Source organism: Curvibacter cyanobacteriorum (genome assembly GCF_028649475.1).
Taxonomy (GTDB): Bacteria; Pseudomonadota; Gammaproteobacteria; order Burkholderiales; family Burkholderiaceae_C; genus Curvibacter; species Curvibacter cyanobacteriorum.
Genome location: NZ_JAQSIP010000003.1, coordinates 427,581 through 453,912 on the forward strand (window position 1 = coordinate 427,581; position 26,332 = coordinate 453,912).

Here is a 26,332-nt window from a genome sequence, read left to right on the forward strand (position 1 = left end):
AGTATTGATATTGAGCTATTTTCAAGAATAACCAGCGCATGAAAAATGAACAAGTTCTTTCACCTGATCGCTGCGTTCGTCGCGCAGCCTGACCGCCATGACCCTCCTCACCGCTGACCCCGCTGCCCCGGCCCCGGCCTCCGAATCGGGGGTGCGCACCGACGCTGCCTGGCTCGACGCGCACTGGATGCCCTACACCGGCAACCGCAACTTCAAGGCCAACCCGCGCATGATCGTGGAGGCCAAGGGGGCGTATTTCACCGATGCCGACGGGCGCAAGATCTTTGACGGTCTGTCGGGTCTGTGGTGCACGGGGCTGGGCCACAGCCACCCCGCCATCAACGAGGCGGTCAGCCGCCAGATCGCCAAGCTCGACTACGCACCGGCTTTCCAGCACGGCCACCCGGGCAGCTTTGCGTTGGCCAACCGCCTCAAGGAACTGACCCCCGCCGGTCTCGACTACGTGTTCTTCACGGGTTCGGGCTCCGAGTCGGCCGACACCTCGCTGAAGATGGCCCGCGCCTACTGGCGCGCCAAGGGCCAGGCCAGCAAGACGCGCCTGATCGGGCGCGAAAAGGGCTACCACGGCGTGAACTTCGGCGGCATCTCGGTCGGTGGCATTGGCGCCAACCGCAAGCTGTTCGGTCAGGGCGTTGAAGCCGATCACCTGCCGCACACCCAGCCGCCCGCGGGCTCGTTCTACAAGGGCATGCCGCCGACCGGCGCCGAACTGGCCGACCGCCTGCTGGACCTGATCACGCTGCACGACGCGTCCAACATCGCGGCCGTCATCGTCGAGCCCTTCTCTGGTTCGGCCGGCGTGGTGATCCCGCCCGTGGGCTACCTGAAGCGCTTGCGCGACATCTGCACCGCCCACAACATCCTGCTGATTTTTGACGAGGTCATCACCGGCTTTGGCCGCGCCGGCGCCTTCACCGGGGCCGAGGCCTTTGGCGTCACACCCGACATCCTCAACTGCGCCAAGCAGATCACCAACGGCGTGCAGCCGCTGGGTGCCGTGCTGGCCAGCAAAGAGATCTACGACACCTTCATGTCGGTTGGCGGTCCTGACTACATGCTCGAGTTCCCGCACGGCTACACCTACTCGGCCCACCCGGTGGCCTGCGCCGCTGGCCTGGCCGCACTCGATGTGCTGCAAAAGGAAGACATGATCGGCCGCGTGCGCGCGCTGGCCCCGTACTTCGAGACCGCCGTGCACAGCCTGCGCGGTGCCAAGCATGTGCTGGACATCCGCAACTACGGCCTGGCCGCTGGCATCACCCTGGCCCCCGTGCCCGGCGAGCCGGCCAAGCGCCCCTACGAGGTGGCGATGGCGTGCTGGAAGAAGGGCTTCTACGTGCGTTACGGTGGCGACACCATCCAGTTGGCCCCACCCTTCATCTCCGAGAAGGCCGAGATCGACCGCCTCATCAACGCGCTGGGCGACGCCCTGGCTGAAACCGCCTGAAGGCGCTGAACCCGGGTGGCCGGTCCCCGTGCCGGCGGCCCGGGTCGTGGGGCGCTGATTCTGGGGTGCTGGTCGTGAGGCGCCGATGCTGAAGCGCTGGGGGCGGTGTGCCCACCGGCGCTGCCCCGGCTAGGTTGTTCCGGCTCTGTTGGTCCGGCGCTGTGGACCCCGCTCAGTGGGCCCGGCCTCCGGGTTGCTCCGGCTGCCCGGGCCGGGGTCTTTTTGATTAAGCTGCCCCCATGAGTTCCACGCCTGTTGAACGCGCCGCATCGGCGCCATCCCCCGCTTCTTCCCCCCTCCATGATGTGGTGCAGCTGGACGCGGTCGCCCTGTCGCGGGCCATCCACCAGCGCGAGGTGTCGTGCCTGGAGGTGCTGGACGCTTTCCAGGCCCAGGTCGCGCGCCACAACCCCCGCGTCAATGCGCTGGTGGCCCTGGCCGACACCGAGCCCCTGCGCGACCTGGCACGCGAGCGCGACGCCCAATTGGCCCGCGGCCAGAGCCTGGGCGTGCTGCACGGGTTCCCGCAGGCCCCCAAGGACATTGCCCCGGTCGAGGGGCTGATCACCACGCGGGGCTCGCCGCTGTTCAAGGGCCAGCGCACGCGCCTCGACGCGCAGGTGTTCGAGCGCATGCGCGCCGCGGGCGCCTTGTTCATCGGGCGCAGCAACTCGCCTGAGTTCGGCCTGGGCGGCCACACCTACAACCCGGTCTACGGCATCACCCGCAATGCCTTCGACCCCAGCCGATCGGCCGGGGGCAGCAGCGGCGGCGCCGGGGTGGCCGTGGCCCTGAACATGCTGCCGCTGGCCGATGGCTCGGACATGATGGGCTCGCTGCGCACCCCCGCGGCGTTCAACCATGTGTTTGGGTTTCGGCCCTCGGTGGGCTGCGTGCCGCAGGGCCCGGCCGACGAGGTGTTCTTCCAGCAGTTCGGCGTCAGCGGGCCGATGGCCCGCAACGTGCCCGACCTGGGCCTCCTGTTGTCGGTGCAAGCGGGCTTTGATGCGCGCCAGCCACTGACGCGCCAGCAGGACCCCCGGGTCTATGCAGGCCCCCTGGAGCGGGACTTCAAGGGCACGCGCATTGGCTGGCTGGGCGACCTGGGCGGCCACCTGGCCACCGAGCCCGGCGTGTTGCCGCTGTGCGAGCAGGCGCTGCGCCACTTCGAGCGCCTGGGGTGCACGGTCGAAGCGGTGCGTCCGCAGGCTGACCTGGAGCGTGTCTGGACGGCCTGGCTGGACCTGCGCGCCTTCCAGATGGCGGGCAACTACGCGGTGCTCTACCACGACCCGGCGCGCCGCGCCCAACTCAAACCCGAGGCCGTGTGGGAGATCGAACGCGGCCTGGCCCTGAGCGGGCAGGACGTGTTCCGTGCCGCCAGCGTGCGCAGCCACTGGTACCAGGCGCTGCGCAGCCTGTTCGAGCAGGTCGACTACCTGGTGCTGCCCTCGGCCCAGGTGTTCCCTTTCGAGGCCGAACAGCACTGGCCCGCCGAGGTCGGCGGTCGTGGCATGGACACCTACCACCGCTGGATGGAGGTGGTCGTCGCCGCCACCCTGGCGGGGCTGCCCGCGCTGAGCGTGCCCGCTGGCCTGGGCGGGCCCGAGGGCCGCTGGCCCGTGGGCCTGCAACTCATCGGCCCCACGCAGGCCGACCTGGCCGTGCTGCAACTGGGCCACGCCTACGACCAGGCGGGTGGGTTCTCGAAGGTGCGCAGCCCCTGGCTGTGAGGGGGCCGGCGGCCGCTGCGCAGCGGTGCGGCGGCGGTGCCCCTGCAGGCGCCCCCGGCGGGTCTGGTGGGCTGGCCGAGGCGTCGGGCCGGGGGGCGGGTCTGGGGGCGAGGCCGGGCTTGGCGACCGAGCCTGGCGCGAGCCGGCTCCAACAACGATGCACTTGAAACACCAGGAAACACGCCCGCCCCCCGGGCTTCTGCCATATTGAGCCCTTTCCACCCCAACAGGGGTGGCCGATGGATGTGTCAAGCGCAGGCCCCTGCACGCTCCGTGCGCCAGCGGGCCTGGTGCGCAAGGAGCCCCTTTGTGAAACCAAGCACCGCGCTTCGCCTGGGCTCGGCCGTGGCCATTGTGGGGCTGGTGCTCCTGATCTGGTGGGGCATTCCCGTGCCCCAGGGCGTGACGGCGCCGGCCTGGCACCTGCTGGCGCTGTTTGTCGGCACCATCGCGGCCATCATTGCCAAGGTCATGCCCATTGGCGCGCTGGCCATCATCGCGATCGTGTTGGTGGCGATCACCGGTGTCACCCACAGCACGCCGTCGGTGGCCATGGCCGACGCGTTGAGTGGCTTTGGCAACCCCCTGATCTGGCTCATCGGCCTGTCGATCATGCTGTCGCGCGCGCTCATCAAGACCGGCCTGGGCGCCCGCATCGGCTACCTGTTCATGCGCTTGTTCGGTCGCAAGACCCTGGGCATTGGCTATGCGCTGGCCTTCTCCGAGTTGGTGCTGGCGCCAGTCACCCCCAGCAACACCGCGCGGGGCGGGGGCATCATGCACCCCATCATGCGTTCGATCGCCACCAGCTTTGGCTCGACACCGGAGCAGGGTACGCACCACCAGATGGGCCGCTACCTGGCGCTGGTCAACTACCACGCCAACCCGATCTCCTCGGCCATGTTCGTCACGGCCACCGCGCCCAACCCCTTGATCGTTGATTTCATCAGCCGAGCCACCGGCGCACAGGTCTCGCTGACCTGGACCACCTGGGCCTGGGCCATGTTGCTGCCTGGTCTGGCGGCCATGCTGTTGATGCCGCTGGTCCTGTACTGGCTCAGCCCACCCGAGGTCAAGGACACCCCACAAGCGCGGGTGTTTGCCCAGGCCCGCCTGGATGAACTGGGTCCCCTGCACCGCGCCGAGAAGATCCTGCTGGCGGTTTTCGCCTTGCTGCTGTTGCTGTGGGTGGGGGTGCCGGCGCTGCTGTGGGGGCCGCACTGGGAGGTGGACGCCACCGCCGCCGCCGCCTTGGGTCTGGCCTTGCTGTTGGTGAGCGGCGTTTTGCAATGGGACGATGTTCTGAAGGAAAAATCGGCCTGGGACACCATCGTCTGGTTTGCCGCGCTGGTCATGATGGCCACCTTCTTGAACAAGCTGGGGCTGATTGCCTGGTTCTCCACGCTGGTGCAAAACGGCATCCTCCACCTGGGCCTGGGTTGGGCGGGGGCCTCGGCCTTGCTGATCGGGGTCTACCTGTACGCGCACTACTTTTTCGCCAGCACCACCGCCCACATCACGGCCATGTTTGCCGCCTTTTACGCGGCAGGGCTGGCGCTGGGCGCACCGGCCATGCCCTTGGCCCTGCTGCTGGCCGCAGCCTCGTCGATCATGATGACGCTGACCCATTACGCCACGGGCACCTCACCGATTGTGTTTGGCTCCAACTTCGTCACCTTGGGCCATTGGTGGCGCATTGGCCTGGCCATGAGCGTGGTCAACCTGCTGGTCTGGACGCTGGTGGGGGGCCTGTGGTGGAAGGTGTTGGGCTACTGGTGAGTCTTGGCGCGCGGCGCCCCCAGGCGCTGTGACAGCTGGCGGCCGCAGTCGCGCAGCAGGCTGGCGCTGGGGCCGTCCGGGCGCAGGTCCAGCGTGGCACTGGGGCCGATGGCGGCCAGGGCCAGCACCAGCTGACCAAAGCCGTCAAACACCGGCACGGCGAGGGCGCTGACGCCTTCAATCAACTGCCGGTCCACCACCGCCAACTGACGGGCCCGTACCTCCTGCAACTCGGCCTGGAACACCGGGTCGTCCAGGGCCCCGGCGTGGCCGTCCAGGCGCAGGGCCTCGGCCACCGGCTCGGCCGGGTGGAAGGCCGCAAACACCTTGCCCGACGCGGTGTGCCGCACCGAGGCCGTGGTGCCGTGGCGCATCGCCACATGCACGGGGGTGGGGGCCTCCTCGACCCGGATGATGGTCGGCCCGCGCGTGCCCCACACCGAGGCCGACACGGTGTGGCCCAGGCGCTGGGCCAGCGAGGGCAGCTCGGCAATCGCCAGCCGCACCGGGTCCACCTGCTGCAGGCTGATCAATCCCAGTTGCAGGGCCAGCGGGCCCAGGCCGTAGTGGCCGCTGACGGGGTCTTGTTCGATCAGGCCCAGCTTGCCAAAGCTCACCAGGTAGGGGTGGGCCTTGGCCGGGGTCATGTCGGCCTCGCGCGCCAGGTCCTTCAAGGCCATGGGGCGGCCGGTGTGGGCCAGCGCCTTCAGCAACTGGCCGCCCACCTCCACGCTCTGGATGCCACGCGGGGCGCGTGCGGCGCCGTCACCACTGTCTTCTGCATTGCTCATGGGCCCGATTGTCTCTGCTTCGCAGGCCGGGGCAGCGCTGGGTCTAGGGTTTTCACCTAAACAAATGAATTCGACATTGACGAATTTTTTGCCTAACATCAAAGAATTCCGTTTAGGTGAATTCATTCGCCTATGTTGAACAACCACCCACTGTGAGCCCACCATGAGCACCAAGACCTTCGCCTCCGCCGCCGACCTCGAAGTCAAGAAAGTCAGCTTCGACAAGCTGTCCGACCACGCCTACGCCTACACCGCCGAGGGCGACCCGAACACCGGCATCATCATTGGCGACGACGCGGTGATGGTGATCGACACCCAGGCCACGCCGGTGATGGCGCAGGACGTGATCCGCCGCATCCGCGAAGTCACCGACAAGCCCATCAAGTACGTGCTGCTGAGCCACTACCACGCGGTGCGCGTGCTGGGCGCCAGCGCCTACGGTGCCGAGCACATCATCGCCAGCGAAGACACGCGCGACCTGATCGTGGAGCGCGGCCAGTTCGACAAGGACAGCGAGATCGGCCGTTTCCCGCGCCTGTTCCAGAACGTGGAGAGCGTGCCCGAGGGCCTGACCTGGCCCACCCTGACCTTCAACAAGAAGATGACCCTGTGGCTGGGCAGCGTCGAGGTGCAGATCCTGCAACTGGGCCGCGGCCACACCAAGGGCGACACCGTGGCCTGGCTGCCGCAAGAAAAAATCCTGTTCTCGGGCGACCTGGTCGAGTTCGATGCCACCCCCTACGCGGGCGACGCCTACTTCAAGGACTGGCCGCAGACGCTGGACAACATCGCCGCCCTGCAGCCTGAAAAGCTGGTGCCCGGCCGCGGTGCCGCGCTGCAGACGCCCGAGCAGGTGCAGGCCGGCCTGGCCGGTACGCGCGCCTTCATCAGCGACCTGTACGAGAGCGTGCAGGCCGGCGCCGCCGCGGGGCAGGACCTGCGCAAGGTCTACGAAGCGACCTTCGCCAAGCTGCAACCCAAGTACGGCCAGTGGGTGATCTTCAACCACTGCATGCCGTTCGACGTCACGCGCGCCTACGACGAAGCCACCCAGTACCCGGACCCGCGCATCTGGACCGCCGAGCGCGACATCCAGATGTGGAAAGCCCTGGAAGGCTGAGCCCGTTCGAGGTGAGGAGACACGTTCCATGAAACCCCAAGACATTCCTTTTGACGCCTTGCGCGGCACCGGGCCTGAGGTGCAGGCCATCGAGTTCCCCTACCGGCGCAGCGCCGACCAGGACCAGGCCACGCCGGCGCGCCACCCGGTGGTGGTGGTGGGCGCCGGCCCCGCCGGCCTGAGCCTGGCCATCGACCTGGCCCAGCGTGGCCAGCCCGTGGTGGTGCTGGACAACGACTACCGGCTATCCATTGGTTCGCGTGCGATCTGTTTTGCCAAACGCACGCTCGAGATCTGGGACCGCCTGGGCGTGGGCCAGCGCATGGTGGACAAAGGCGTGTCCTGGAACCTGGGCAAGGTCTTCTTCCACGACCAGCAGGTCTACCAGTTCAACCTGCTGCCCGAGGACGGGCACGAGCGCCCGGCCTTCATCAACCTGCAGCAGTACTACGCCGAGGCCTACCTGGTCGAGCGCGCGCTGCAACTGCCGCTGATCGACATCCGCTGGCACAACCAGGTCAAGGCGGTCACGCCGCGTGACGACGGTGCCTCGGTGCAGGTCGACACGCCCGACGGCCCCTACCAGATCGAGGCCGACTGGCTGATCGCCTGCGACGGCTCGCGCTCGCCGGTGCGCGCCATGCTGGGGCTGGAGAGCAAGGGCCGCATTTTCCAGGACCGCTTCCTGATCGCTGACGTCAAGATGCAGGCGGATTTCCCGACCGAGCGCTGGTTCTGGTTCGATCCGCCGTTCCACCCGCAGCAAAGCGTGCTGCTGCACCGCCAGCCCGACAACGTCTGGCGCATCGACTTCCAGCTCGGCTGGGACGCCGATCCCGAGGTCGAAAAGCGACCCGAGAACATCCTGCCCCGCGTCAAGGCCTTGCTGGGCCACGACGCCCAGTTCGACCTGGAGTGGGCCAGCGTCTACACCTTCGCCTGCCTGCGCATGGACCGCTTTGTGCACGGCCGCGTGGTGTTTGCCGGTGACAGCGCGCACGGCGTGTCGCCGTTCGGTGCGCGGGGCGCCAACAGTGGCGTGCAAGACACCGAGAACCTGGCCTGGAAGCTGGACTGGGTGCTCAAGGGCCGCGCCGGCGCCGAGCTGCTGGCCAGCTACGGCCCGGAGCGCGAGTACGCGGCCGACGAGAACATCCGCAACTCGACCCGCGCCACCGACTTCATCACGCCCAAGAGCGAGATCAGCCGCCTGTTCCGCGACGCCGCGCTGGACCTGGCGCGCGAGCACGAATTTGCGCGCCGCATCGTCAACAGCGGGCGCCTGTCGGTGCCGGCCACCTTGCATGGGTCGGCCCTGAACACGCCCGACGCCGACCACGGTGCCGACGCCTTTGACGCACCGCGCCAGGTGCCCGGGGCCGTGTTGCTCGACGCCCCGGTGCTGCGCGATGGCCAGCCGGGCTGGCTGCTGCGCGCGCTGGGGCCTGACTTCACCCTGCTGTGCTTTGGTCCGGTGCCCGCCTGGGCCGCGGGCTTGCCCCATGTGCAGGCCCTGTCGCTGGGCAGCGATCTGGTCGACGCCCAGGGCCTGGTCACCCAGCGCCTGGACGGCCGCCCGGGCAGCGCCTACCTGGTCCGCCCTGACCAGCATGTGTGCGCGCGCTGGCGCCAGCCCACCGAAGCCGGCGTGCGCGCCGCGCTGGCCCGCGCCACGGCGCGTCACGACACCACGGCGCGTCAAGACGCCCCTGTGGCGGCCTGAACCGGAGACCCCGACCATGCTCAACACCCAAGCCAACCTGATCGCTTGTGACGACTTCTACGAGAGCCTGATCCAGGCCCACCACGGCCTGTCCACCGCGCAAAGCCACGCCATGAACGCCCGCCTGGTGCTGCTGCTGGCCAACCACATCGGTGACACCGAGGTGCTGCAGCAGGCGCTGCAACTGGCCCGGCGTTCGGGGCCCGCGCCCGCCGAGACCACGGCCGCCGAGCGCGCCGCCATCACGCCGGTGGCCCCGGTCCACGCCGAGGCCTGAGCAACTGAGCGACTGAGGTTCTTTCGTCCCTGCCCGGCTTGCACCCCGCAACCCGCCAGTTCGTGTTGGTCCATGCGCCCCCTGGCCCGAGCCAGGGTGGCACCTGGCGACCGGCGCGGGGGCGTTTTGAGGTGCTTTTCGGACACGGCCCAAGCCCCCTCAGCCTCTGAGCACCGCCCCCAGTTGCTGCGGCACAGATCACCTGACACCGGGCCGAGCCCGGTGGGGGGCGAGCTGCGCCCTGAATTCATCCACCCACCCACAAGACCCCACCACGGAGACCTTTCCCATGCTGCGCAAATCCTTCCTGAGCACCCTCGCGGCGCTGGCCCTGGCCGCCACCGCCCCCCTGGCCCTGGCCAACAACGACAAGCCCCTTGAATGGGTGGTCGGCTATGCCGCGGGTGGCGGTTCGGACGTGGTGGCCCGCACCATTGCCGAGGCCATGGGCACAGCCCTGGGCCGCACCATCATCATCAACAACAAGCCCGGCGCGGGCACCAACATTGCGGCCGAGTACACGGCCCGCTCCAAGGACCTGGGTAACCTCATGTTCTCGGCCGACTTCGCCACGCTGGCGGCCAACCCCTTCTTGTTCAGCAAGCTCAGCTACAACGCCGAAAAGGACTTCCAGCCGGTGGGCCTGCTGGTGCGCTTTCCGATGTTCCTGGTGGTCTCCAACAAGGTGCCGGCCAGCAACTACAAAGAGTTCGTCGCCTGGGCCCAAGGCCAGTCGGACAGCGTGAACTGGGCCTCGGCTGGCCCGGGCAGCCCGCACCACCTGGTGGGCGAGTTGTTCCGCGAGCAAAGCGGCCTCAAGCTGACTCATGTGCCCTACCGTGGGGCCGCACCCGCCATCCAGGACGTGATCGGTGGCCAGGTGCCGGCCATGTGGGTCGACAGTGCCTCGGTCTACCCCTTCCTGAACGCGGGCAAGCTCAAGGCGATCGGTGTGGCCAGCCCGCAGCGCGTGGCCACGGCGTCCGAGGTGCCCACCCTCCAGGAACAAGGCCTGAAGGGCTTTGAGGGCTATGCCTGGCAAGGCTTGGTGGTGCCCACCGGCACCCCCCCCGAGGTGACGGCCCAGTTCAGCAAGGCCTTGCAGACGGCCCTCAACGCCACCGCGGTCAAGGCGCGCCTGCAGGCCCTGGGCGTCGAGCCGCTGCCGGGCACGCCGGCCCAGATGGCGGGCTTTGCCAAGGCCGAGCGCGAAAAATGGGGCCGCGTCATCAAGCAGGTGGGCGTCAAGCTGGACTGAGTTCGGGCTCGCCCCATGGCCGGCCCCCCTCGCGGGCCGGCCGCCTGCCGGTCGGTGCCCCGCCTGGCGCGGCTGCGCCAGGGGCGCACGCAGGCCCCTGGGGTGGGGGTCAGTGCGGGGGCGGCACGGCCGTTTCCGGGCTTGTCTCTGCGGGTGTTTCTGGGGGTGTTTCCGGGGCCGGCGGCTGTGCGGCCTGCGCCTCGAGCCAGGCCCAGGCCGGGGTCGGGCGGGCGTACAGGTAGCCCTGCAGGGCGTCGCAACCGCTGCTGACCAGGAAGTCCACCTGGGCCTGGGTTTCCACGCCTTCGGCCACCACCCGCAGCCCCAGGTGCTTGGCCATCGACAGGATCATGCGCACGATGGCCGTGCCGTTGGGGTCGCCAGGCGTGTCCTGCACAAAGCTGCGGTCGATCTTCAGCTCGTACAGCGGCAGTCGCTTGAGGTAGACCAGGCTCGAGTAGCCGGTGCCAAAGTCGTCGATGGAGAAGCGGATGCCCAGTTCGGCCAGCGCCTGCATGCGGCTCACGGTCTCCTGCAGGTCGTCGATCAGCAGGCCTTCGGTGACCTCAAACACCAGGCCGCAACCGGGGGCTCCGGTGTCGGCCAGCACGGCCTGGACCCGCTGCACAAAGTCGGGCTGGCGGAACTGCCGCGGGCTGACGTTGATGGACAGCGGCGTGTTCAGGCCGCGCGCGCGCAGACCCACCAGCAGGGCGCAGGCTTGCTGCAACACCCAGTCGCCCAGCGCGATGATCAGGCCGGTCTTCTCGGCCACCGGGATGAAGCGGTCCGGCGGCACCAGGCCGCGTTCGGGGTGCTGCCAGCGCAGCAGCAACTCGGCACCATCCACCCGACCTTCGGCATCGAACTGGGCTTGCAGGTGCAGCTGCAGCTGCTGCTGCGGGATGGCTTGGGCGAGTTCGTTTTCGAGCGCCAGGCGGTCTTCGATGTGGGTCTGCATGCCGACCTCGAAGAAGGCCAGCCGGTTGCGCCCTGCGGCCTTGGCCTGGTACATCGCGGTGTCGGCTTCGCGCAGCAGGTCGGCCGGGGTCTGTTGGCCAAACGGAAACAGGCTCAGGCCCAGGCTGGCGCTGTGGGTGTAGGGCTGGCCGTCCAGTTCGAAGGGTTGCGCCAGTTCGTTGCGCACCTGTTCGGCCAGGCGCAGGGCGGTGCTGGCCCCGCTGGCCAGGTCCTGTCCCAGCGCGGGCGCGAGGACCACGAACTCGTCGCCACCGAGCCGTGCCACGGTCTGGCCCTTGCGCAGCAGCTGGGTCAGGGTGGCCGCCGCGTGGCACAGCACGGCGTCGCCCACGGCGTGGCCGCGGGCGTCGTTGACGTCCTTGAAGTGGTCCAGGTCGATGAAGATCAGCGCCCCCACCGACTGCAGGCGCTGGGCCTCATCGAGGGTCAGTGCGAGGCGGTCCATCAGCTGGCGGCGGTTGGGCAGGCCGGTCAGCGCGTCAAAGTAGGCCAGCACATGGATGGCTTGCTCGGCCGTCTTGCGCGCCGTGATGTCGCGCAGGATGTTGGAGATGCCCTGCACCTCACCACGGTCGTCGCACAGCGGCGAGATGCTCATCTCCACGTCGATGCGGCGACCGTCGCGGTGCAGGCGCTGGGTTTCGATGCGCTCCACGCGCTCGCCCTGGCGCACCCGGCTCAGGTGGCGCGCCTCGTCGGCGGCCAGGTCGCTGGGCACGATCAGGTCCAGCGGCTGGCCCAGGGCCTGCGATTCGCTGAAGCCCAGCAGGCGCGTGGCGCCAGGGTTCCAGGACTTGAGGCGGCCGTCCAGGTTGTGGCTGATGATGGCGTCGTCGGAGGACTCGACAATCGCGGCCAGCCGGGTCTGGGCGCTGCGGGCCTGCTGCTGTTGCAGGTACAGCTCGCGCTGGCGCCGCCGGGCGATGCGTTGCGCCAGCAGCAGGCCGCCCAGCAGCAGGGCCAGCAAAAAGTAGGAGGTGCGCACCGTGTGCCACCAGACCCGGTACAGCTCCGTCATCGGCAGGGTGATGAACAGCGTGATCGGGTAGTGGGTGAGGCGGCGGAACACATTGAGGTTCTCGGTGCCCCCGATCTGGTTGACGCCTTGGGTGGCGCCTTGCTGCGGAAAATGCTGGGCCTGCAGGTGACGGTACAAGGCCCCCCGGCGGCGTTCGCCATAGACCATGGCCGGTGTCTGGTCACCGGGCACCGGGTAGCGGCTGCGCAGGTAGCCGTCGTCACCGAGCAGGCCGATGGCGGCGCGTTTCATGATCGGGGCGTCCTGCCAGAAGGTCTGCATCAGCTCGACCGGCAGGTAGGCCGAGGCGATGGCGTGCAGCTGCCCTTGTGCGTCGCGCACGGCATAGCGCAGCGGCAGCACCCAGCGTCCGCTCAAGGCCCCTTGCACGGGGCGGCCCAGCACAAAGTCGACCCCGCCATCCATGGCGTCGCGGGCTTCGATGAAGTTGGCTTGCTGGCCCACCGAGGGCAGGCGGTTGTCGGCTTGCTTGCGGCTGACCACCAGCACCTGGCCGTGGCGGTCGATCAGGCTCACGTCCACCAACTCGGGGTGGCGGGCACCGTAGCGGCGCACTTTGTTGAGGTCGTACTGACCGGCCCGCGGTGCGGCTTCCTGCAGTTCCTGGGTCAGTCCGTGCAGGCTGGTCTGCAGCAGACCCAGGTAGTGGTCGATCGACTTCTCGCCGAGTTCGGTCACGGTGTCCAGTTCGGCCACCGTGTTGTCGCGCACCTGCTCCAGCGTGTGCAGTGTGTACAGCGTGGTGAAGGCCAGCACCAGCAGCACGATCACCAGCGAGGCCCGCAGCGACGACGGTCCCACCGAGGGGTCGGTCAGTGGCGGGGAGCGGGTGGGCCGGGCCATGGGGGTGCGGGCTGGGGGCGTCAGGGCCGGGCTGGTGCGGGGGGCGCAGGCCTCGGGGGCACGGCGCCGCGGCTCAGGCCGTCCAGCCCGACCAGGGCCGCATGCAGCAACAGCATGATGGTCTTGCCGTCCTGGATGCGGCCGTCGTAGACACCGGCCAGGGCCTCGCTCAAGGGCATCTCCAGCACCTCGATGTCTTCACCCTCGTCGGCCAGGCCGCCGCTGCGGTTCAGTGGGGCGTCGTCGTATTCGGCGCAGAAGCAGTGCAGCTTCTGGGTCACCGAGCCCGGGCTCATGTAGGCCTGGAACACGGCTTGCGGGCGGTGCACGCGCAGCCCGACTTCCTCTTGGGCTTCGCGCTGCACGCAGGCCGCCGGGTCGTCGCCGTCGAGCAGGCCGGCACAGGTTTCGATCAGCAGGCCATCGGCGCTGCCGGTCAGGAAGGCCGGCAGGCGGAACTGGCGCGTCAGCAGCACGGTGCCACGGCCCCGGTGGTAGAGCAGCACGCTGGCGCCGTCGCCCAGGTGGTAGATCTCACGCGTGGTGACCAGGCGGCGCTGATCGCGGGTCTGCAACTCGAAGCGGGTCTTGCTCAGCCGGGTCCAGTCGTGGGCCAGTTCGGTGGTCTCCAGCAGGCGCACCGGGGCGCTGCTGGGGGCGCCGGGGGCGGTGTCCGTGAGGGGCTGGGGCATCGAGGTCATGGCGGGTGAAGGCTTCAGGGGCATCAGGCGGGTGGTTCAGGGGCCGGGCAGGGCGCGCAGGTCGGGGAAAATGGGGCCATGCAAAACACCCCCACGCCGCCGTCACAGGCCCGAAACCCGCTGCACGGCATGACCTTGGAGCGCATTGTCATCGCCCTCGTTGACCATTTTGGCTGGGCGGAATTGGGCCAGCGCATCCCGATCCGTTGCTTCACCTTCGAGCCCAGTGTGGCCTCCAGCCTGAAGTTCCTGCGCAAGACGCCCTGGGCCCGCGACAAGGTGGAGAGCCTGTACCTGTTCATGCTGCGCGACATCCGGCGCCAGGGCGGTGACGCGTCGGCACCGCCCCCCGGCGCCGACTGAGTCGCCGCCGGCGCCCGGCGGGTGCAGGCGTCACTGGCAGACAAACTGGACACGGCTGCCGCCTGTGGTCTGTGTGCCTTGCCCCGAGTTGTTGGCCAGCGCGCAGCTGCCTGTTGCCGGCTGGCTGCTGACGGTGTAGCTGTAGGTGGCGCCCACCGGCAGGTAGTAGTTCAGCGTGCCCCCCTGGCTGGTGATGGTGCGCGTGACGGTGTCGGTCAGGTCGGGCGACTGGCCGCTGGGGTAGCTGTAGGTCAGCGTGAAGTCCATGCTGGCGCCCGCGGCCAACCCGGTGGTGCTGAGGGTGTGCGGGTACTGGTCAAAGCAGGCCATGCGCACCGTGACACCGCCGGGCGGCATGGCCCCGGACACCGCGTTGCAGCCATAGGCTTGCAGCGCCGGGAAGGGCGTGTAGACCCGGTAGGCCGTGCCCGTGGCCACCGGTTTCGGGAAGCTGAAGCCCGGCGAGGCCGCGCTCACGGCCACGGTCTCGGTCCCGGTGGTGGAGGTCAGGGTCAGCGGTCCGGTCAGCCCAACGGTGGTGCCGCTCAGGGTGAAGGTGTTCTGCCCACAGCTCACGGCCACCGAGGTGATCGCCGAGCCCCCCATGGTGCCCGTGCCATTGCCCACGGTGCAGTACTGGTTGGTGGGCTGGGTCGGCACGGTCACGTTGTAAGGCGTGCCGTTGGCCAGCGGGGCCAGGAAGGTGAAGCTGTTGATCGGCGGCGTCAGGCTCAGGGTCTGGCCGTTGCTGGCCAGCACCAGGCCCGCGCCACTCAGTCCGGTGATGCTGCCCCCCAGGGTCGAGGCGCTGCTGCTGCAGGTCACCCCGACGTTGCTGACGGCGCTGTTCATGCTGCCGCTGCCGTTGCTCACGCTGCAGGTCAGGCCTGCGGGTTGGCTGCTGACCTGCACGTTGTAGCTGCTGCCGGCCTGCACCGTGCTGGCGAAGCTGAAGCTGCTGCTGTTGGCCGGCACACTGAGGGTTTGGCCTGCGGCGCTCAGCACCAGGCCGCTGCTGGTCAGGCCGCTGATGTTGCCGCCCAGGCTGAAGCCGCCAGTCTGGCAGCTGACCTGCACCGAGTTGACGGCTGCCGCCCCCATGGTGCCGCTGCCGTTGCTGACGCTGCAATTGGCGCCCACGGGCTGGGCGCGCACGGTGACGTTGTAGTTCACGCCCACGGCCACGCCGGCGGGGAAGCTCCAGCTGGCGGCGCCGGCGGGCACGCTGACCGTCTGCGCCGTGATGCCCAGCACCAGGCCGTTGCTGCTCAGGCCGCTGACGCTGCCCCCCAGGGCGTAGGTGTTGACCACGCACAGCACCTTGACGGACGTGACCGCGCTGCTGGCGATGTTGCCGCCACCGTTTTGCACGGTGCAGGTGGCGCCGCTGGGCTGGCTTTGCACCGTGACCCAGTAGCTGGCCCCCTGGGGCAGGGCGTTGGCAAAGGTGAAGCCGCTGGCGTTGGCGGGCACTGCCACGGTTTGGCTGCCATTGGCCAGCACCAGGCCGCTGCTGGTCAGGCCGCTGACGCTGCCGCCCAGGCTGAGGGTGGTGGTGTTGCAGACCACGGCCACGTTGGTCAGGGCGGCGTTGCCCATCACCCCGCTGCCGTTGTTGACGGCGCAGGTCAGGCCGCTGGGCTGGCTGGCCACGCTGATGTTGTACGGGCTGCCCGGGGCGATCTTGCGCACAAAGCTGAAGCTGCTGGCGCCGGCCGGGAGGCTCAGGGTTTCGCTGCCGTTGAGCAGGCTCAGGCCCGTGGCGCTGCCCAGGCCGTTGACGCTGCCGCCGAGGCTGTAGCGGGTGCCGATCACGGTGGCCGTGGTGGCGCTGTTGCTGATCGCTAGGCCGTTGAGCAACTGGTCGTGGCCGGTGTTGCTGGGGGTCAGCAAGGTGGTGACCGGGTCAAAGCCGGTGGTGCTGAGACCGGCTGCGCTGATCTGTGCGCTGAGCTGGCTGTTGAGGGCCGCTTTGGCGCTGCTCAGCGCCGCGGTGTTGGCGGCCAGCAGGGCCGGGGTCAGCTGGGCTGAGCCCGTCTTGCCGGCGGCCGTGGCCACGTCCGACACCAGCTTGTCGGTCAGGCCGGTCAGGTTGAGCAGCACAAAGCCGCGCGCCACGGGCGTGCTCAGCGAGGGGGCGTACCAGCGCGAGCCGTCAGGCTTGGTGACCACGCCCAGCAAGGGGGGCACAAAACCGTCGATGCGGGCGCGGTAAATGCCTTGGCTGTCGGTGCTGGTGCTCACGCTGCGGCCGGCGTTGTCGATCACCGTCACCAGCGCGTTGGGCAGCACGGCCCCATCGGCGGCCGTGCCATTGATGCCGGCGGCGCTGGCCGAGCCCCCGTCAAAGCTGCTGGGCTGGGCCACGCCGTAGCTGTCCACCATGGCGGTGCTGACCGTGCTGCTGCCGCCACCACCGCCACCGCCGCAGGCCGCCAGCATCACGCTGCCCACCAAGGCGAGGGCCAGACTCAGTTTTCGGGTCATTTTCTTCATGGACATCTTTGGGACTCAGGGCCCCCAACGCAAGCGGGGGCAGGGGACGCCGGGCGGGGCCCGCGTGGGGTCAAGGAACGATGAACGGTTTGTAACACGCGGATCAAGGGGATTCCAGTCACGCAGGTGTTTTGCCGTGATGTCGTGCCGAAGTCGCCGAGTGGGGGGCGGGGGCTTGGGCTGGACAAGCCCAGACCTTGCGCTCAAAATACTGTATAAATAAACAGTTTTATGGGCCTTCAGGCCCCGTGTGCTGTTCCACCTACTTCTGCTGTGTTGCCCCGATGCCATCCACCGCTTTGTCCCCGTCCCACGCGCTGCTGCACCGCATTCCGGCGCTGTGGCGCGCCAGCGAGCTGGGCGCGCCACAGGGGCCGGTGTTCAGCACCGGCTTTGCCGCGCTCGATGCGGTCTTGCCGGGCGGCGGCTGGCCGGCCGGGCAGCTGACCGAGTTGCTGCAGCCCGAGGCCGGCTGGCGCGAGTGGCGCCTGCTGGCGCCGGCGCTGGCGCCGCTGTCGCAGCAGGGCACGGTCTTGCTGGTGGGGCCGCCGTGGGTGCCTTATTTGCCGGCACTGGCGGCCCAGGGGCTGCGGGTGTCGGCGCTGCGCTGGGTGCAGGCCCAAACCCCGGCCGAGCGCTTGTGGGTGGCCGAACAGGCGCTGCGTTGCCGTGACCTGGCGGCCTTGCTGGTCTGGCTGCCCGAGGGGCCGGCCAGCCAGGCCAGCAGCCTGCGTCGCCTGCACCTGGCCGCGCAGGCCGGGGCGCAGCCCCAGCCGCCTGGGCTGTGGGCCCTGCGGCCCTGGCGCGTGCAAGCGCAGTCGTCCCCGGCGCCGTTGCGGATCGGCCTGAGCGCAGGCGCCGAGGACGGCCTGAGCCTGAACGTGTTCAAGCGCCGCGGCCAGGCCCTGAGCCAAGCGCTGTGGCTGGCGGCCGCGCGGCCACCGGCCCTGCGGCCCCGGCCCACCTGGCCGCCTGTGCCGTCTGTGCCGTCTGTGCCGTCTGGGCCCTCCATGCACCCGGTGGGGATCCCGGTGCTGGCGCCGGAGGCCACGGACCCCAGCGCCTTCCGTGTCGGGGGGCGTGCCGCCCGCGCGGTTTCAGACCGAGGTGCCCATGTGGTGGATCGCCCTGCTGCCCGCACCCTGTCCTGAGCCCGCGCCGCCGCTGAGCGCTGCCGTCGCCGGGGGGGCGTCCGACCCGGCCACCGGGGCCGGCACCCCCGCCATCCCCGCCACACCCGGCACACCCGGCACACCCGGCACACCCGCCGCGCACTCCGCACACTCCGCACACTCCGCACACTCCGCCGAGGCCCCAGGGGGGCTCGTCCCTGGGCTCCGCGCAGGCCACCCCCCCGAGATCGATCCCCCGGCTGGGGGCGAGGTCACCCCTTTGGACGACCCCTGTCAGGCACAGCGCCGCCGGGTCTGGTGGGCCTTGCGCTACACCCCCCGCGTCACCTGCCTCGAGGGCGCGGTGTTGATGGAGCTGCAGGCCAGCCTGCGCCTGTTTGGGGGCGACCGGGCCCTGCTGCGCCGCGTGCTGGGCGAGTTGCAGGCCCTGGGGGTGGACCGCCTGGGCCTGGCGCCCACCGGTCGCGCTGCGCTGGCCTTGGCCCGCTCTTTGCCCCCAGGCAGCCAGCGTGCGCGCCGTTGTGGCGCCGACACCCTGACCGCCCGCCTCGATGCCCTGCCGCTGAGCTGCCTCAGCGAGGCCGCGGCGCAGGCGGCCCTGCTGTCGCGCCTGGGCTGCCGCACCCTGGGGCAGTTGCGTGCCCTGCCGCGGGCCGGGGTGGCCCGGCGCTTTGGCGCCGGCCTGTTGCGCGCGCTGGACCAGGCCTATGGCCGGCAGGACGAGGTGTTTGCCTGGGAAAGCCTGCCCGAGCAGTTTGAGCCCCAGTGCCAACTGCCCGAACCCGAGGCCCACAGCGCGGCGCTGGCGCCCGTGCTGCAAGCCCTGATGCAAGCCCTGCAAGACTGGCTGGCCGCGCGCCAGGCCGGGGCCACGGGGGTTGGCCTGCGTTGGCAGCACGACGCCCGCCGCGGCTGCCCCCCGCACGGCGAGTTGCGCGTGCACAGCGCCCAAGCCAGCCGGGACGGGGCCCACTGGCTGCGCCTGCTGCACGAGCACCTGGCCCGCGTGGTCTGGCCCGCGCCGGTGCAGGCGGTGTCGCTGCGCGCCCTGGGCGTGCAGACCTGGGCCCCGGACACCGCCAGCCTGCTGCCGCAGGACCGCCACGCGGGCGAGCCGCTGGCCCAGTGCCTGGAGCGCCTGGCCGCCCGCCTGGGGCCCGAGCGTGTGCTGCAAGGCGAGCTGCAAGCCGACCACCGGCCCCAGCACCGGCAGCGCTGGTGGCCTGCCGTGGCGCCGCCCGGCACGCCGCCAGCCCGTTCACCCGACCCGGCCCTGGGCCCGGCCTTGGGCTGGGGGCAACCGCCCTGGCTGCTGCCCCAGCCCCTGGCCTTGCGCTGTGTCGGCGAGCGCCCGCACTACCACGGCGCACTGGCCCTGCTGGCCGGGCCCGAGCGCATCGAGGCCGGTTGGTGGGACGCCCGCCCGGGGGCCGAGGCCGGCCTCACCTTGCGCGACTACTTTGTCGCCCGCAGCGCCCGGGCCGGCTTGTTGTGGGTGTTCCGGGTGCGCGATCGCGGCGGGGCCGACCCCCTGGGCGCGCGCTGGTATTTGCATGGGGTGTTCGGATGACGCTGCCCCCGAGCACGGGCCTGCCCGCCTATGCCGAGCTGCAAGCCTGTTCCAACTTCAGCTTTCTGCGTGGGGCCTCCACCCCGGCCGAGCTGATCGACCGGGCCCAGGCCCTGGGTTACAGCGCCCTGGCCCTGACCGATGAGTGTTCGCTGGCCGGGGTGGTGCAAGCCCATGCCCGGGCCCGCGAGTGTGGTCTGCCGCTGTTGATCGGGGCCCAGTTTGCGCTGGACGCCGAGACCCTGGCCGAGGGGGCTGTGGGGGCGGGCACCCTGGTCTTGCTGGCCCAGCACCGGCGTGGCTACGCGCAGCTGTGCAGCTTCATCACCCGGGTCCGTGCCGGCCACCCCAAGGGCGCCTACCAGGTGGCCTGGGCCGACTTGCTGGCCGACCCGCGCCGACTGGACGGCTGCCTGGCCCTGTGGAACCCGCAGCGCGCAGGCGCCCCCGACACCGCGGCCCTGACGCGGGTCGCCCGGCGCCTGGCCCAGGCCTTTGCGTCACGCGCCTGGCTGGCCGTCACCCAGACCCTGCGCATGGACGATGCGCGCTGGCTGGAGGCCCTGCGCGAGGCTGCCGACCCGGCGGGGCTGCCCCTGGTGGCCTGCGGCGCGGTGTTGATGCACCGGCGCTCGCGCAAGCCCTTGCAGGACGTGCTGACCAGCCTGCGCCTGCGCCGCCCGGTGGCCGACTGCGGTCTGGCCTTGCAGCCCAATGCCGAGGGCCACCTGCGCTCGCGGGCCCGCCTGGCGCGCCTGCTGCCGCCCGCGCTGCTCGAAGAAAGCGTGCGCATCGCCCAGCGCTGCCGTTTCAGCCTCGACGAGCTGCGCTACGAGTACCCGCAAGAGGTGGTGCCCGCCGGCCTGACGCCGACCGACTACCTGCGCCAGTGCGTGGCCGAAGGCGAGCGCCGCCGTTACCCCGACGGCACCCCGGCCCCGGTGCAGGCCCAGTTGGCGCACGAGCTGGCCTTGATCAGCGAGCTGGCGTTTGAGACGTACTTCCTGACCGTCTACGACGTGGTGCAGTTTGCGCGCCGGCGCCACATCCTGTGCCAGGGCCGGGGGTCGGCGGCCAATTCGGCGGTCTGCTATTGCCTGGGCATCACCGAGGTGGACCCGGCGCGCAGCAGCCTGCTGTTCGAGCGCTTCATCAGCCGGGCCCGCCGTGAGCCCCCCGACATCGACGTCGACTTCGAGCACCAGCGCCGCGAGGAGGTGATCCAGTACCTCTACGCCAAGTACGGGCGGGCCCGCGCGGCCCTGGTGGCGGTGGTCATCCGCTACCGGCTGCGCAGCGCCATCCGTGACGTGGGCTTTGCCCTGGGGGTGGCGCCCGCCGTGGTGGATGCGCTGGCCAGCCGCCCGCATGAGTGGGGCGAACCCGCCACCCTGGCCCAGCGCCTGGTGGCGCAGGGGGCCGCGGCCGAGCAGGTGCGCCTGCCGCTGTGGCAGGCCTTGGTCGAGCAGTTGCTGGGGTTTCCGCGCCACCTCTCGCAGCACCCGGGCGGCTTTGTCTTGACCGGCGACCGGCTCGACGCCACGGTGCCCGTGGTCCACGCCAGCATGGCCGGACGCACCTGCATCGAATGGGACAAGGACGACATCGACACGGTCGGCCTGCTCAAGGTCGACGTGCTAGCGCTGGGCATGTTGAGCGCACTGCAGCGCGCGTTCATGCTGATAGGCCAGTGGCGCGGCCGCCCGTTCACGCTCAGCGAGATCCCCGAGGGCGACCGCCCCACCTACGACATGCTGTGCCGGGCCGACACGGTGGGCGTGTTCCAGGTCGAGTCGCGGGCCCAGCAAAGCATGCTGCCGCGCCTGCGACCGCGCTGCTTTTATGACCTGGTGGTGCAGGTGGCCATCGTGCGGCCCGGGCCCATCCAGGGCGGCATGGTCCACCCCTACCTGCGGCGCCGCCAGGGCCTGGAGCCGGCCGAGGGTCCCCCGGGTCTGGAGGCCGCGCTGGGCCGCACCTTGGGCGTGCCGATCTTCCAGGAACAGGTGATGCAGATCGCCATGGACGCGGCCGGCTTCAGCGCCGACGAGGCCGACCAGCTGCGCCGCGGCATGGCCGCCTGGAAGCGCAAGGGCGGTTTGCAGCATTTTCAGGACCGCCTGCTGCAGGGCATGACGGCACGGGGCTACAGCCCCGAGTTCGCCGAGGCGATTTTTCAGCAGATGCTGGGCTTTGGGGAATACGGTTTTCCGGAAAGCCACGCCGCCAGCTTTGCGCTGCTGGCCTACGCCAGCGCCTGGGTCAAGCAGCACCACCCGGCCTGCTTTTTGGCCGCCTTGCTGAACTCGCAGCCGATGGGCTTTTATGGCCCGGCCCAGCTGGTGCAGGACGCGCGCCGCCATGGCGTGACGGTGCGGCCTGTCGACGTGCTGCACAGCGACTGGCTCAGCACGCTCGAGCCCCTGGGGCCTGAGGCGGACGCTGCCGTGCCCGCGGTGCGCTTGGGGCTGAACCGTGTCAAAGGCCTGGGTGAGGCGGTGGCGCGCCGCATCGTGCGCCTGCGCCGCCAGGGCCAGCCCATGACCGTACAAGGCCTGGCCCGGAGCGCCGAGCTGGACGCGGGCGACCTCGCCACCCTGGCCAGCGCCGACGCCCTGGCCAGCCTGGCCGGTCACCGCCGCCAGCAGGTCTGGGAGGGCAGCGCGTTGCGCCAGGCCCCGGCCTTGTTGCGCGAGGCCCCGGTGCACGAGGCCGAGCTGACACTGCCCGCCCCTGGCGAGGCCGAGGACGTGTTGTTTGACTATGCGGCCACCGGCCTGAGCCTGCGCCGCCACCCGCTGGCCCTGCTGCGCCCGACGCTGGACCGCCAGCGCCTGTTCACGGCAGCCCAGTTGCAGCACGTGCGCAACGGTCACCTGGTGCGGGCCTGTGGTCTGGTCACGGTGCGCCAGCGCCCCGGCACGGCCAAGGGCACGGTGTTTGTCACGCTCGAAGACGAGACCGGCTGCATCAACGTGATCGTCTGGCCGCAGCTGCGTGAGCAGCAGCGCGCGGCCCTGCTCGAGTCGACCTTGTTGGCGGTGGACGGGCAGTGGCAGCGCGAGGGCGACGTGGCCCACCTGATCGCGCGCCGCCTCAAAGACCTGACCCCGTTGTTGCAGGCCCAGTTCGGGGCCTTGGCACCGCGCAGCCGCGACTTCCATTGACCCGCCGATCCAGGGTATGTGCCCATCGGGAAAACCCGAAAGCGCCCCGACCCGCCGGGGCTGGCGGTGTTAATTTGCAGGCTCCTGATGAGCCCGTGCCAGCGCACGGGCCGCCAGCCCTGGAGACCTCCCCATGTTGCATTCATCGGCCGCGCCTGCGCGGCCTTCTGTGTTTCGACCGTTCCCCCTGTTGCAGACCATGGCCCTGACCCTCGCCGCCACCCTGGCCAGCGCCCCCGACGCGCTGGCCCAGACCCCGACCAGCCCCGCCACGCCCGCGGTCGCCGCCCCGACCGCCACCGCCTCGCCCGCGCCGACGGCCCTGCCCGCGGCGCAGCACGGCCAGGCGGTGCTGAAGGACTTTCGCTTTCACACCGGCGAGGTGCTGCCCGAGTTGCGTCTGCACTACACCACGCTGGGCACGCGCGACAAACCCGCGGTGCTCATCCTGCACGGCACCAATGGGTCGGGGGCGGGTCTGTTGAACCCGGCCTTTGGCGGCGAGTTGTTTGGCCCCGGCCAGCCGCTGGACGCCAGCCGCTACTTCATCATCCTGCCCGACGGCATCGGCACGGGGCAGTCCTCCCGCCCCTCCGAGGGCTTGCGCACGCGCTTCCCGCGCTACAACTACGCCGACATGGTGCGTGCCCAGCACCAGTTGCTGACGCAGCACCTGGGGGTGCGCCACCTGCGCATGGTGTTGGGCTACTCGATGGGCGGCATGCACACCTGGCTGTGGGCGCAGCAGTACCCCGACTTCATGGACATCGCGGTGCCCATGGCCTCGTTGCCGGTGCCCATGTCGGGCCGCAACTGGATGTTGCGCCGCCTGGTGATCGACTCCATCCGCAACGACCCCGCCTGGCAGGGCGGTCAGTACACCCAGCAGCCGCCGAGCCTGGCCTTTGCCTCGGTGTACTTCAACCTCGCCACCAACGGCGGCAACCAGGGCCTGTACCACCTGGCGCCCACGCGCGAGAAGGCCGACCAGTTGCTCAACCAGCGCCTACAGGCGCCGTTCCGCGGCGACGCCAACGACCACCTTTACCAGTGGGAGGCCTCGGGCGACTTCGATCCCTCGCCGGGGCTGGAGCGCATCCGGGCCCGTGTGCTGGCCATCAACTCGGCCGATGACGAGCGCAACCCACCCGAGTTGGGGGTGATGGAGCGTGAAATGCGCCGCATCCCCCACGGCCAGGTGCTACTGGTGCCCGGCGGCCCCGACACCTCGGGCCACGGCACCCTGGCCCAGGCACGCCGTTGGAAGGGCGCGGTCGAGGCCTTGCTGCAGACGGCGCCGGTGGTCGGTGCGCCCTGAGCCCCCGGGCTTTCCAGGCCCCGCCGAGCCCGCGGCGAGGGCATGAAAAAAGCCCCGGCACCGCAGGGTGCAGGGGCTGATTCAGTGCGCACTTGAGCGCTTGGGCGGCCCCCCAGGGGGCCAGGCTTCACAGCGAATCGATGAAGCTGCGCAGCTTGTCGCTGCGGCTCGGGTGCTTGAGCTTGCGCAGGGCCTTGGCTTCGATCTGGCGGATGCGCTCGCGCGTCACGTCAAATTGCTTGCCGACTTCTTCCAGCGTGTGGTCGGTGGACATCTCGATGCCGAAGCGCATGCGCAGCACCTTGGCTTCGCGCGGGGTCAGGCCGTCAAGGATGTCCTTGACCACGTCGCGCAGACCGGCCTGCATGGCCGCGTCGATCGGGGCGGTGTTGGAGCCGTCCTCGATGAAGTCGCCCAGGTGGCTGTCGTCGTCGTCACCGATGGGGGTTTCCATCGAGATCGGCTCCTTGGCGATCTTCATGATCTTGCGGATCTTGTCCTCGGGGATCTCCATCTTGGCCGCCAGGATGGACGCATCGGGCTCAAAGCCAAACTCTTGCAAGTGCTGGCGGCTGATGCGGTTCATCTTGTTGATGGTCTCGATCATGTGCACCGGGATGCGGATGGTGCGGGCCTGGTCGGCGATCGAGCGCGTGATGGCCTGGCGGATCCACCAGGTGGCGTAGGTCGAGAACTTGTAGCCACGGCGGTATTCGAACTTGTCCACCGCCTTCATCAGGCCGATGTTGCCTTCCTGGATCAGGTCCAGGAACTGCAGACCGCGGTTGGTGTACTTCTTCGCGATCGAGATCACCAGGCGCAGGTTGGCCTCGATCATTTCCTTCTTGGCATCGCGCGAGGCGGCTTCGCCTTCGTTCATGCGCTTGTTGATGTCCTTCAGGCCCGGCAGCGGCACGACCACGCGCGATTGCAGGTCGATCAGCTTTTGCTGCAGTTCCTGGATCGGCGGGATGTTGCGGGCCATCACGGTCGACCAGGGCTTGCCGGCCGCGGCTTGCTTTTCGACCCACTTCAGGTTCAGCAGGTTGGGCGGGAATTCCTTGACGAAGGTTTCCTGCGGCATACCGCACTTGTCCACGATGATGCGGCGCAGTTCGCGTTCTTTCTTGCGCACGTCGTCCACCTGGCTGCGCACCAGATCGCACAGTTTCTCGATGGTCTTGGCGGTGAAGCGGATGGTCATCAACTCGGCCGACAGTTGCTGCTGGGTCTTCATGTAGACCGGGCCGCCATAGCCTTCCTTGTCGTAGATCTTGTGCATCTTCTCGAACAGCTCGCGCAGCTTGTCGAAACGCGACAGGGCTTCACGCTTGAGTTCTTCGAGCTTCTTGGTCAGGGCCTTGGAGCCGCCCTTGCCGTCGTCGTCGTCGGCTTCGTCGAATTCGTCGAAGTCTTCTTCGGCCACATAGTCGTCGGCCTCGTTGGCGTTGGAGAAGCCGTCCACGATGGTCGAGATGACGATCTTGCCTTCGCGGATTTCCTCACCCATGTTGAGGATCTCGGCGATGGTGGCCGGCGAAGCCGAGATGGCTTCCATCATGGCCATCAGGCCGCCTTCGATGCGCTTGGCGATTTCGATTTCGCCTTCGCGGGTCAGCAGTTCAACCGTGCCCATTTCGCGCATGTACATGCGCACCGGGTCGGTGGTGCGGCCGAATTCGCTGTCCACGGTGGACAGGGCGGCTTCGGCTTCTTCTTCGGCTTCCTCGACCGTCGCGGCCGTCGGGGTCACGTTGTTCTGGAACAGGGTCTCGGCGTCGGGCGTCTGCTCGTACACCGCCACACCCATGTCATTGAGCATGGTGACCACGACTTCCATGGTCTCGGCATCGACCAGTTTGTCGGGCAAGTGGTCGGAGATTTCGACCTGGGTCAGGTAGCCGCGCGTCTTGCCCAGGGTGATCAGGGTCTTCAGGCGCGAACGGCGCTTGGCCATGTCTTCTTCGGACAGGACGGTTTCGTCCAGGCCGAATTCCTTCATCAGCGCGCGCTCTTTGGCCTTGCTGATCTTCATGCGCAGCGGCTTGACCTTTTCGGTCGTGGCTGCGGGCGTGGCTTCGACTTCACCTTCGAGGTCGGCTTCGATGTCGGACAGGTCCAGGTCATCGTCCACGCTGTCCTTGGCGGCATCGGCCTTGGGCTTGCGACCGCGCTTGGCGCCGGTGGCCTTGGGGGCGGTGCCGTCTTTGTCAGCAGCGGCCTTGGGCGGGCGGCCCGGCTTCTTTTTGACCGGGGCGTCTTCGCCCGCCGCGGCAGTGGCCTTGGCGGTTTTCTTCAGTTCGTCGGTGGGGGCTTCAGCTTTGGATTTCGAGGCAGGCACTGTGGTGGCTTTCTTGGCAGACGGGGTCGTCACCTTGGCTGATGGGCGCGTGCTGGACGCGGCGGCAGCAGTCTTGGCGGCGGCTTGAGGGGCGGCCTTGGCGTCGGATTTCGGGCTTGACGGAGCAGACTTCGCGGACTTTTGAGCGGGCATGAAACAACCTCAGGATCAAAATGGGACACAAAGAACACGCAAGCGCCACAATCCCGGCGCGGGTGGCTCAGCCAAGGG

General features: G+C 69.4%; 17 protein-coding genes. 12 read left to right on the top strand and 5 right to left on the bottom strand.

The window, feature by feature from the left end:
- Nucleotides 1–97: 97 nt before the first annotated feature.
- The 3 genes from PSQ40_RS08560 to PSQ40_RS08570 all read left to right on the top strand — a co-directional run bounded on the left by PSQ40_RS08560 (nucleotide 98) and on the right by PSQ40_RS08570 (nucleotide 4,980).
- Entirely contained in the window at nucleotides 98–1,468 is a 1,371-nt protein-coding gene (locus tag PSQ40_RS08560; RefSeq protein WP_273950607.1) for an aspartate aminotransferase family protein, read from the top strand.
- A 239-nt stretch (nucleotides 1,469–1,707) separates the two neighbouring features.
- The gene (locus PSQ40_RS08565) at nucleotides 1,708–3,201 is read left to right on the top strand and encodes an amidase (protein WP_273950610.1); all 1,494 of its coding nucleotides are present in this window, start codon (nucleotides 1,708–1,710) and stop codon (nucleotides 3,199–3,201) included.
- 309 nt (nucleotides 3,202–3,510) lie between these two features.
- Nucleotides 3,511–4,980 carry a DASS family sodium-coupled anion symporter gene (locus PSQ40_RS08570; protein WP_273950612.1) on the top strand — a complete coding sequence of 490 codons (1,470 nt, stop codon included), beginning with the start codon at nucleotides 3,511–3,513 and terminating at the stop codon, nucleotides 4,978–4,980.
- Here the strand turns inward: PSQ40_RS08570 and PSQ40_RS08575 are convergent.
- Nucleotides 4,971–5,771 carry an IclR family transcriptional regulator gene (locus PSQ40_RS08575; protein WP_273950614.1) on the bottom strand — a complete coding sequence of 267 codons (801 nt, stop codon included), beginning with the start codon at nucleotides 5,769–5,771 and terminating at the stop codon, nucleotides 4,971–4,973. The two genes, PSQ40_RS08570 and PSQ40_RS08575, sit on opposite strands and share 10 nt — an antisense overlap.
- A 163-nt stretch (nucleotides 5,772–5,934) precedes the next feature.
- Between PSQ40_RS08575 and PSQ40_RS08580 the strand changes: the two genes are divergently transcribed.
- The 4 genes from PSQ40_RS08580 (at nucleotide 5,935) to PSQ40_RS08595 (ending at nucleotide 10,149) form a co-directional block, all read left to right on the top strand.
- Complete coding sequence (locus PSQ40_RS08580) at nucleotides 5,935–6,891, top strand: MBL fold metallo-hydrolase (RefSeq protein ID WP_273950616.1); 957 nt, start codon at nucleotides 5,935–5,937, stop codon at nucleotides 6,889–6,891.
- A gap of 28 nt (nucleotides 6,892–6,919) precedes the next feature.
- Nucleotides 6,920–8,614, top strand: coding sequence for an FAD-dependent oxidoreductase (locus PSQ40_RS08585; RefSeq protein WP_273950617.1), 1,695 nt, complete (start codon nucleotides 6,920–6,922; stop codon nucleotides 8,612–8,614).
- A 16-nt stretch (nucleotides 8,615–8,630) separates the two neighbouring features.
- On the top strand, nucleotides 8,631–8,891 hold the full coding sequence (locus PSQ40_RS08590; RefSeq protein ID WP_273950620.1) for a DUF2783 domain-containing protein: 261 nt from the start codon (nucleotides 8,631–8,633) through the stop codon (nucleotides 8,889–8,891).
- A gap of 289 nt (nucleotides 8,892–9,180) precedes the next feature.
- A complete protein-coding gene (locus tag PSQ40_RS08595) occupies nucleotides 9,181–10,149 on the top strand; it encodes a Bug family tripartite tricarboxylate transporter substrate binding protein (protein ID WP_273950621.1) in 969 nt (322 codons plus the stop codon).
- A gap of 109 nt (nucleotides 10,150–10,258) precedes the next feature.
- Here the strand turns inward: PSQ40_RS08595 and PSQ40_RS08600 are convergent, their stop codons facing one another.
- Nucleotides 10,259–13,012 (bottom strand): bifunctional diguanylate cyclase/phosphodiesterase, encoded by a 2,754-nt coding sequence (locus PSQ40_RS08600; protein ID WP_273950623.1) that lies wholly within the window; start codon nucleotides 13,010–13,012, stop codon nucleotides 10,259–10,261.
- A 20-nt stretch (nucleotides 13,013–13,032) separates the two neighbouring features.
- Complete coding sequence (locus PSQ40_RS08605) at nucleotides 13,033–13,704, bottom strand: NUDIX domain-containing protein (RefSeq protein ID WP_273951154.1); 672 nt, start codon at nucleotides 13,702–13,704, stop codon at nucleotides 13,033–13,035.
- 87 nt (nucleotides 13,705–13,791) lie between these two features.
- On the opposite strand from PSQ40_RS08605, the gene PSQ40_RS08610 reads away from it, so the two are divergent.
- Entirely contained in the window at nucleotides 13,792–14,076 is a 285-nt protein-coding gene (locus tag PSQ40_RS08610) for a VF530 family protein (protein WP_273950624.1), read from the top strand.
- A 30-nt stretch (nucleotides 14,077–14,106) separates the two neighbouring features.
- Here PSQ40_RS08610 and PSQ40_RS08615 read toward each other — a convergent pair whose 3' ends face one another.
- Entirely contained in the window at nucleotides 14,107–16,563 is a 2,457-nt protein-coding gene (locus PSQ40_RS08615; protein ID WP_273950626.1) for a hypothetical protein, read from the bottom strand.
- Nucleotides 16,564–16,856: 293 nt separating this feature from the next.
- Here PSQ40_RS08615 and imuA point away from each other — a divergent pair, with 293 nt between their 5' ends.
- The 4 genes from imuA (at nucleotide 16,857) to PSQ40_RS08635 (ending at nucleotide 23,760) form a co-directional block, all read left to right on the top strand.
- Nucleotides 16,857–17,723 carry a translesion DNA synthesis-associated protein ImuA gene (gene imuA, locus PSQ40_RS08620; protein WP_273950628.1) on the top strand — a complete coding sequence of 289 codons (867 nt, stop codon included), beginning with the start codon at nucleotides 16,857–16,859 and terminating at the stop codon, nucleotides 17,721–17,723.
- Nucleotides 17,724–17,964: 241 nt separating this feature from the next.
- Nucleotides 17,965–19,275, top strand: coding sequence for a Y-family DNA polymerase (locus tag PSQ40_RS08625; protein ID WP_273950629.1), 1,311 nt, complete (start codon nucleotides 17,965–17,967; stop codon nucleotides 19,273–19,275).
- Nucleotides 19,272–22,442, top strand: coding sequence for an error-prone DNA polymerase (locus PSQ40_RS08630; protein ID WP_273950631.1), 3,171 nt, complete (start codon nucleotides 19,272–19,274; stop codon nucleotides 22,440–22,442). The genes PSQ40_RS08625 and PSQ40_RS08630 overlap by 4 nt, the downstream gene beginning before the upstream one ends.
- A gap of 199 nt (nucleotides 22,443–22,641) precedes the next feature.
- Complete coding sequence (locus tag PSQ40_RS08635; protein ID WP_273950633.1) at nucleotides 22,642–23,760, top strand: alpha/beta fold hydrolase; 1,119 nt, start codon at nucleotides 22,642–22,644, stop codon at nucleotides 23,758–23,760.
- 127 nt (nucleotides 23,761–23,887) lie between these two features.
- On the opposite strand, the gene rpoD is transcribed toward PSQ40_RS08635, so the two are convergent.
- Nucleotides 23,888–26,254: an RNA polymerase sigma factor RpoD gene (rpoD, locus tag PSQ40_RS08640; RefSeq protein ID WP_273950634.1), complete on the bottom strand. Its 2,367-nt coding sequence runs from the start codon at nucleotides 26,252–26,254 to the stop codon at nucleotides 23,888–23,890.
- Nucleotides 26,255–26,332: the final 78 nt, after the last annotated feature.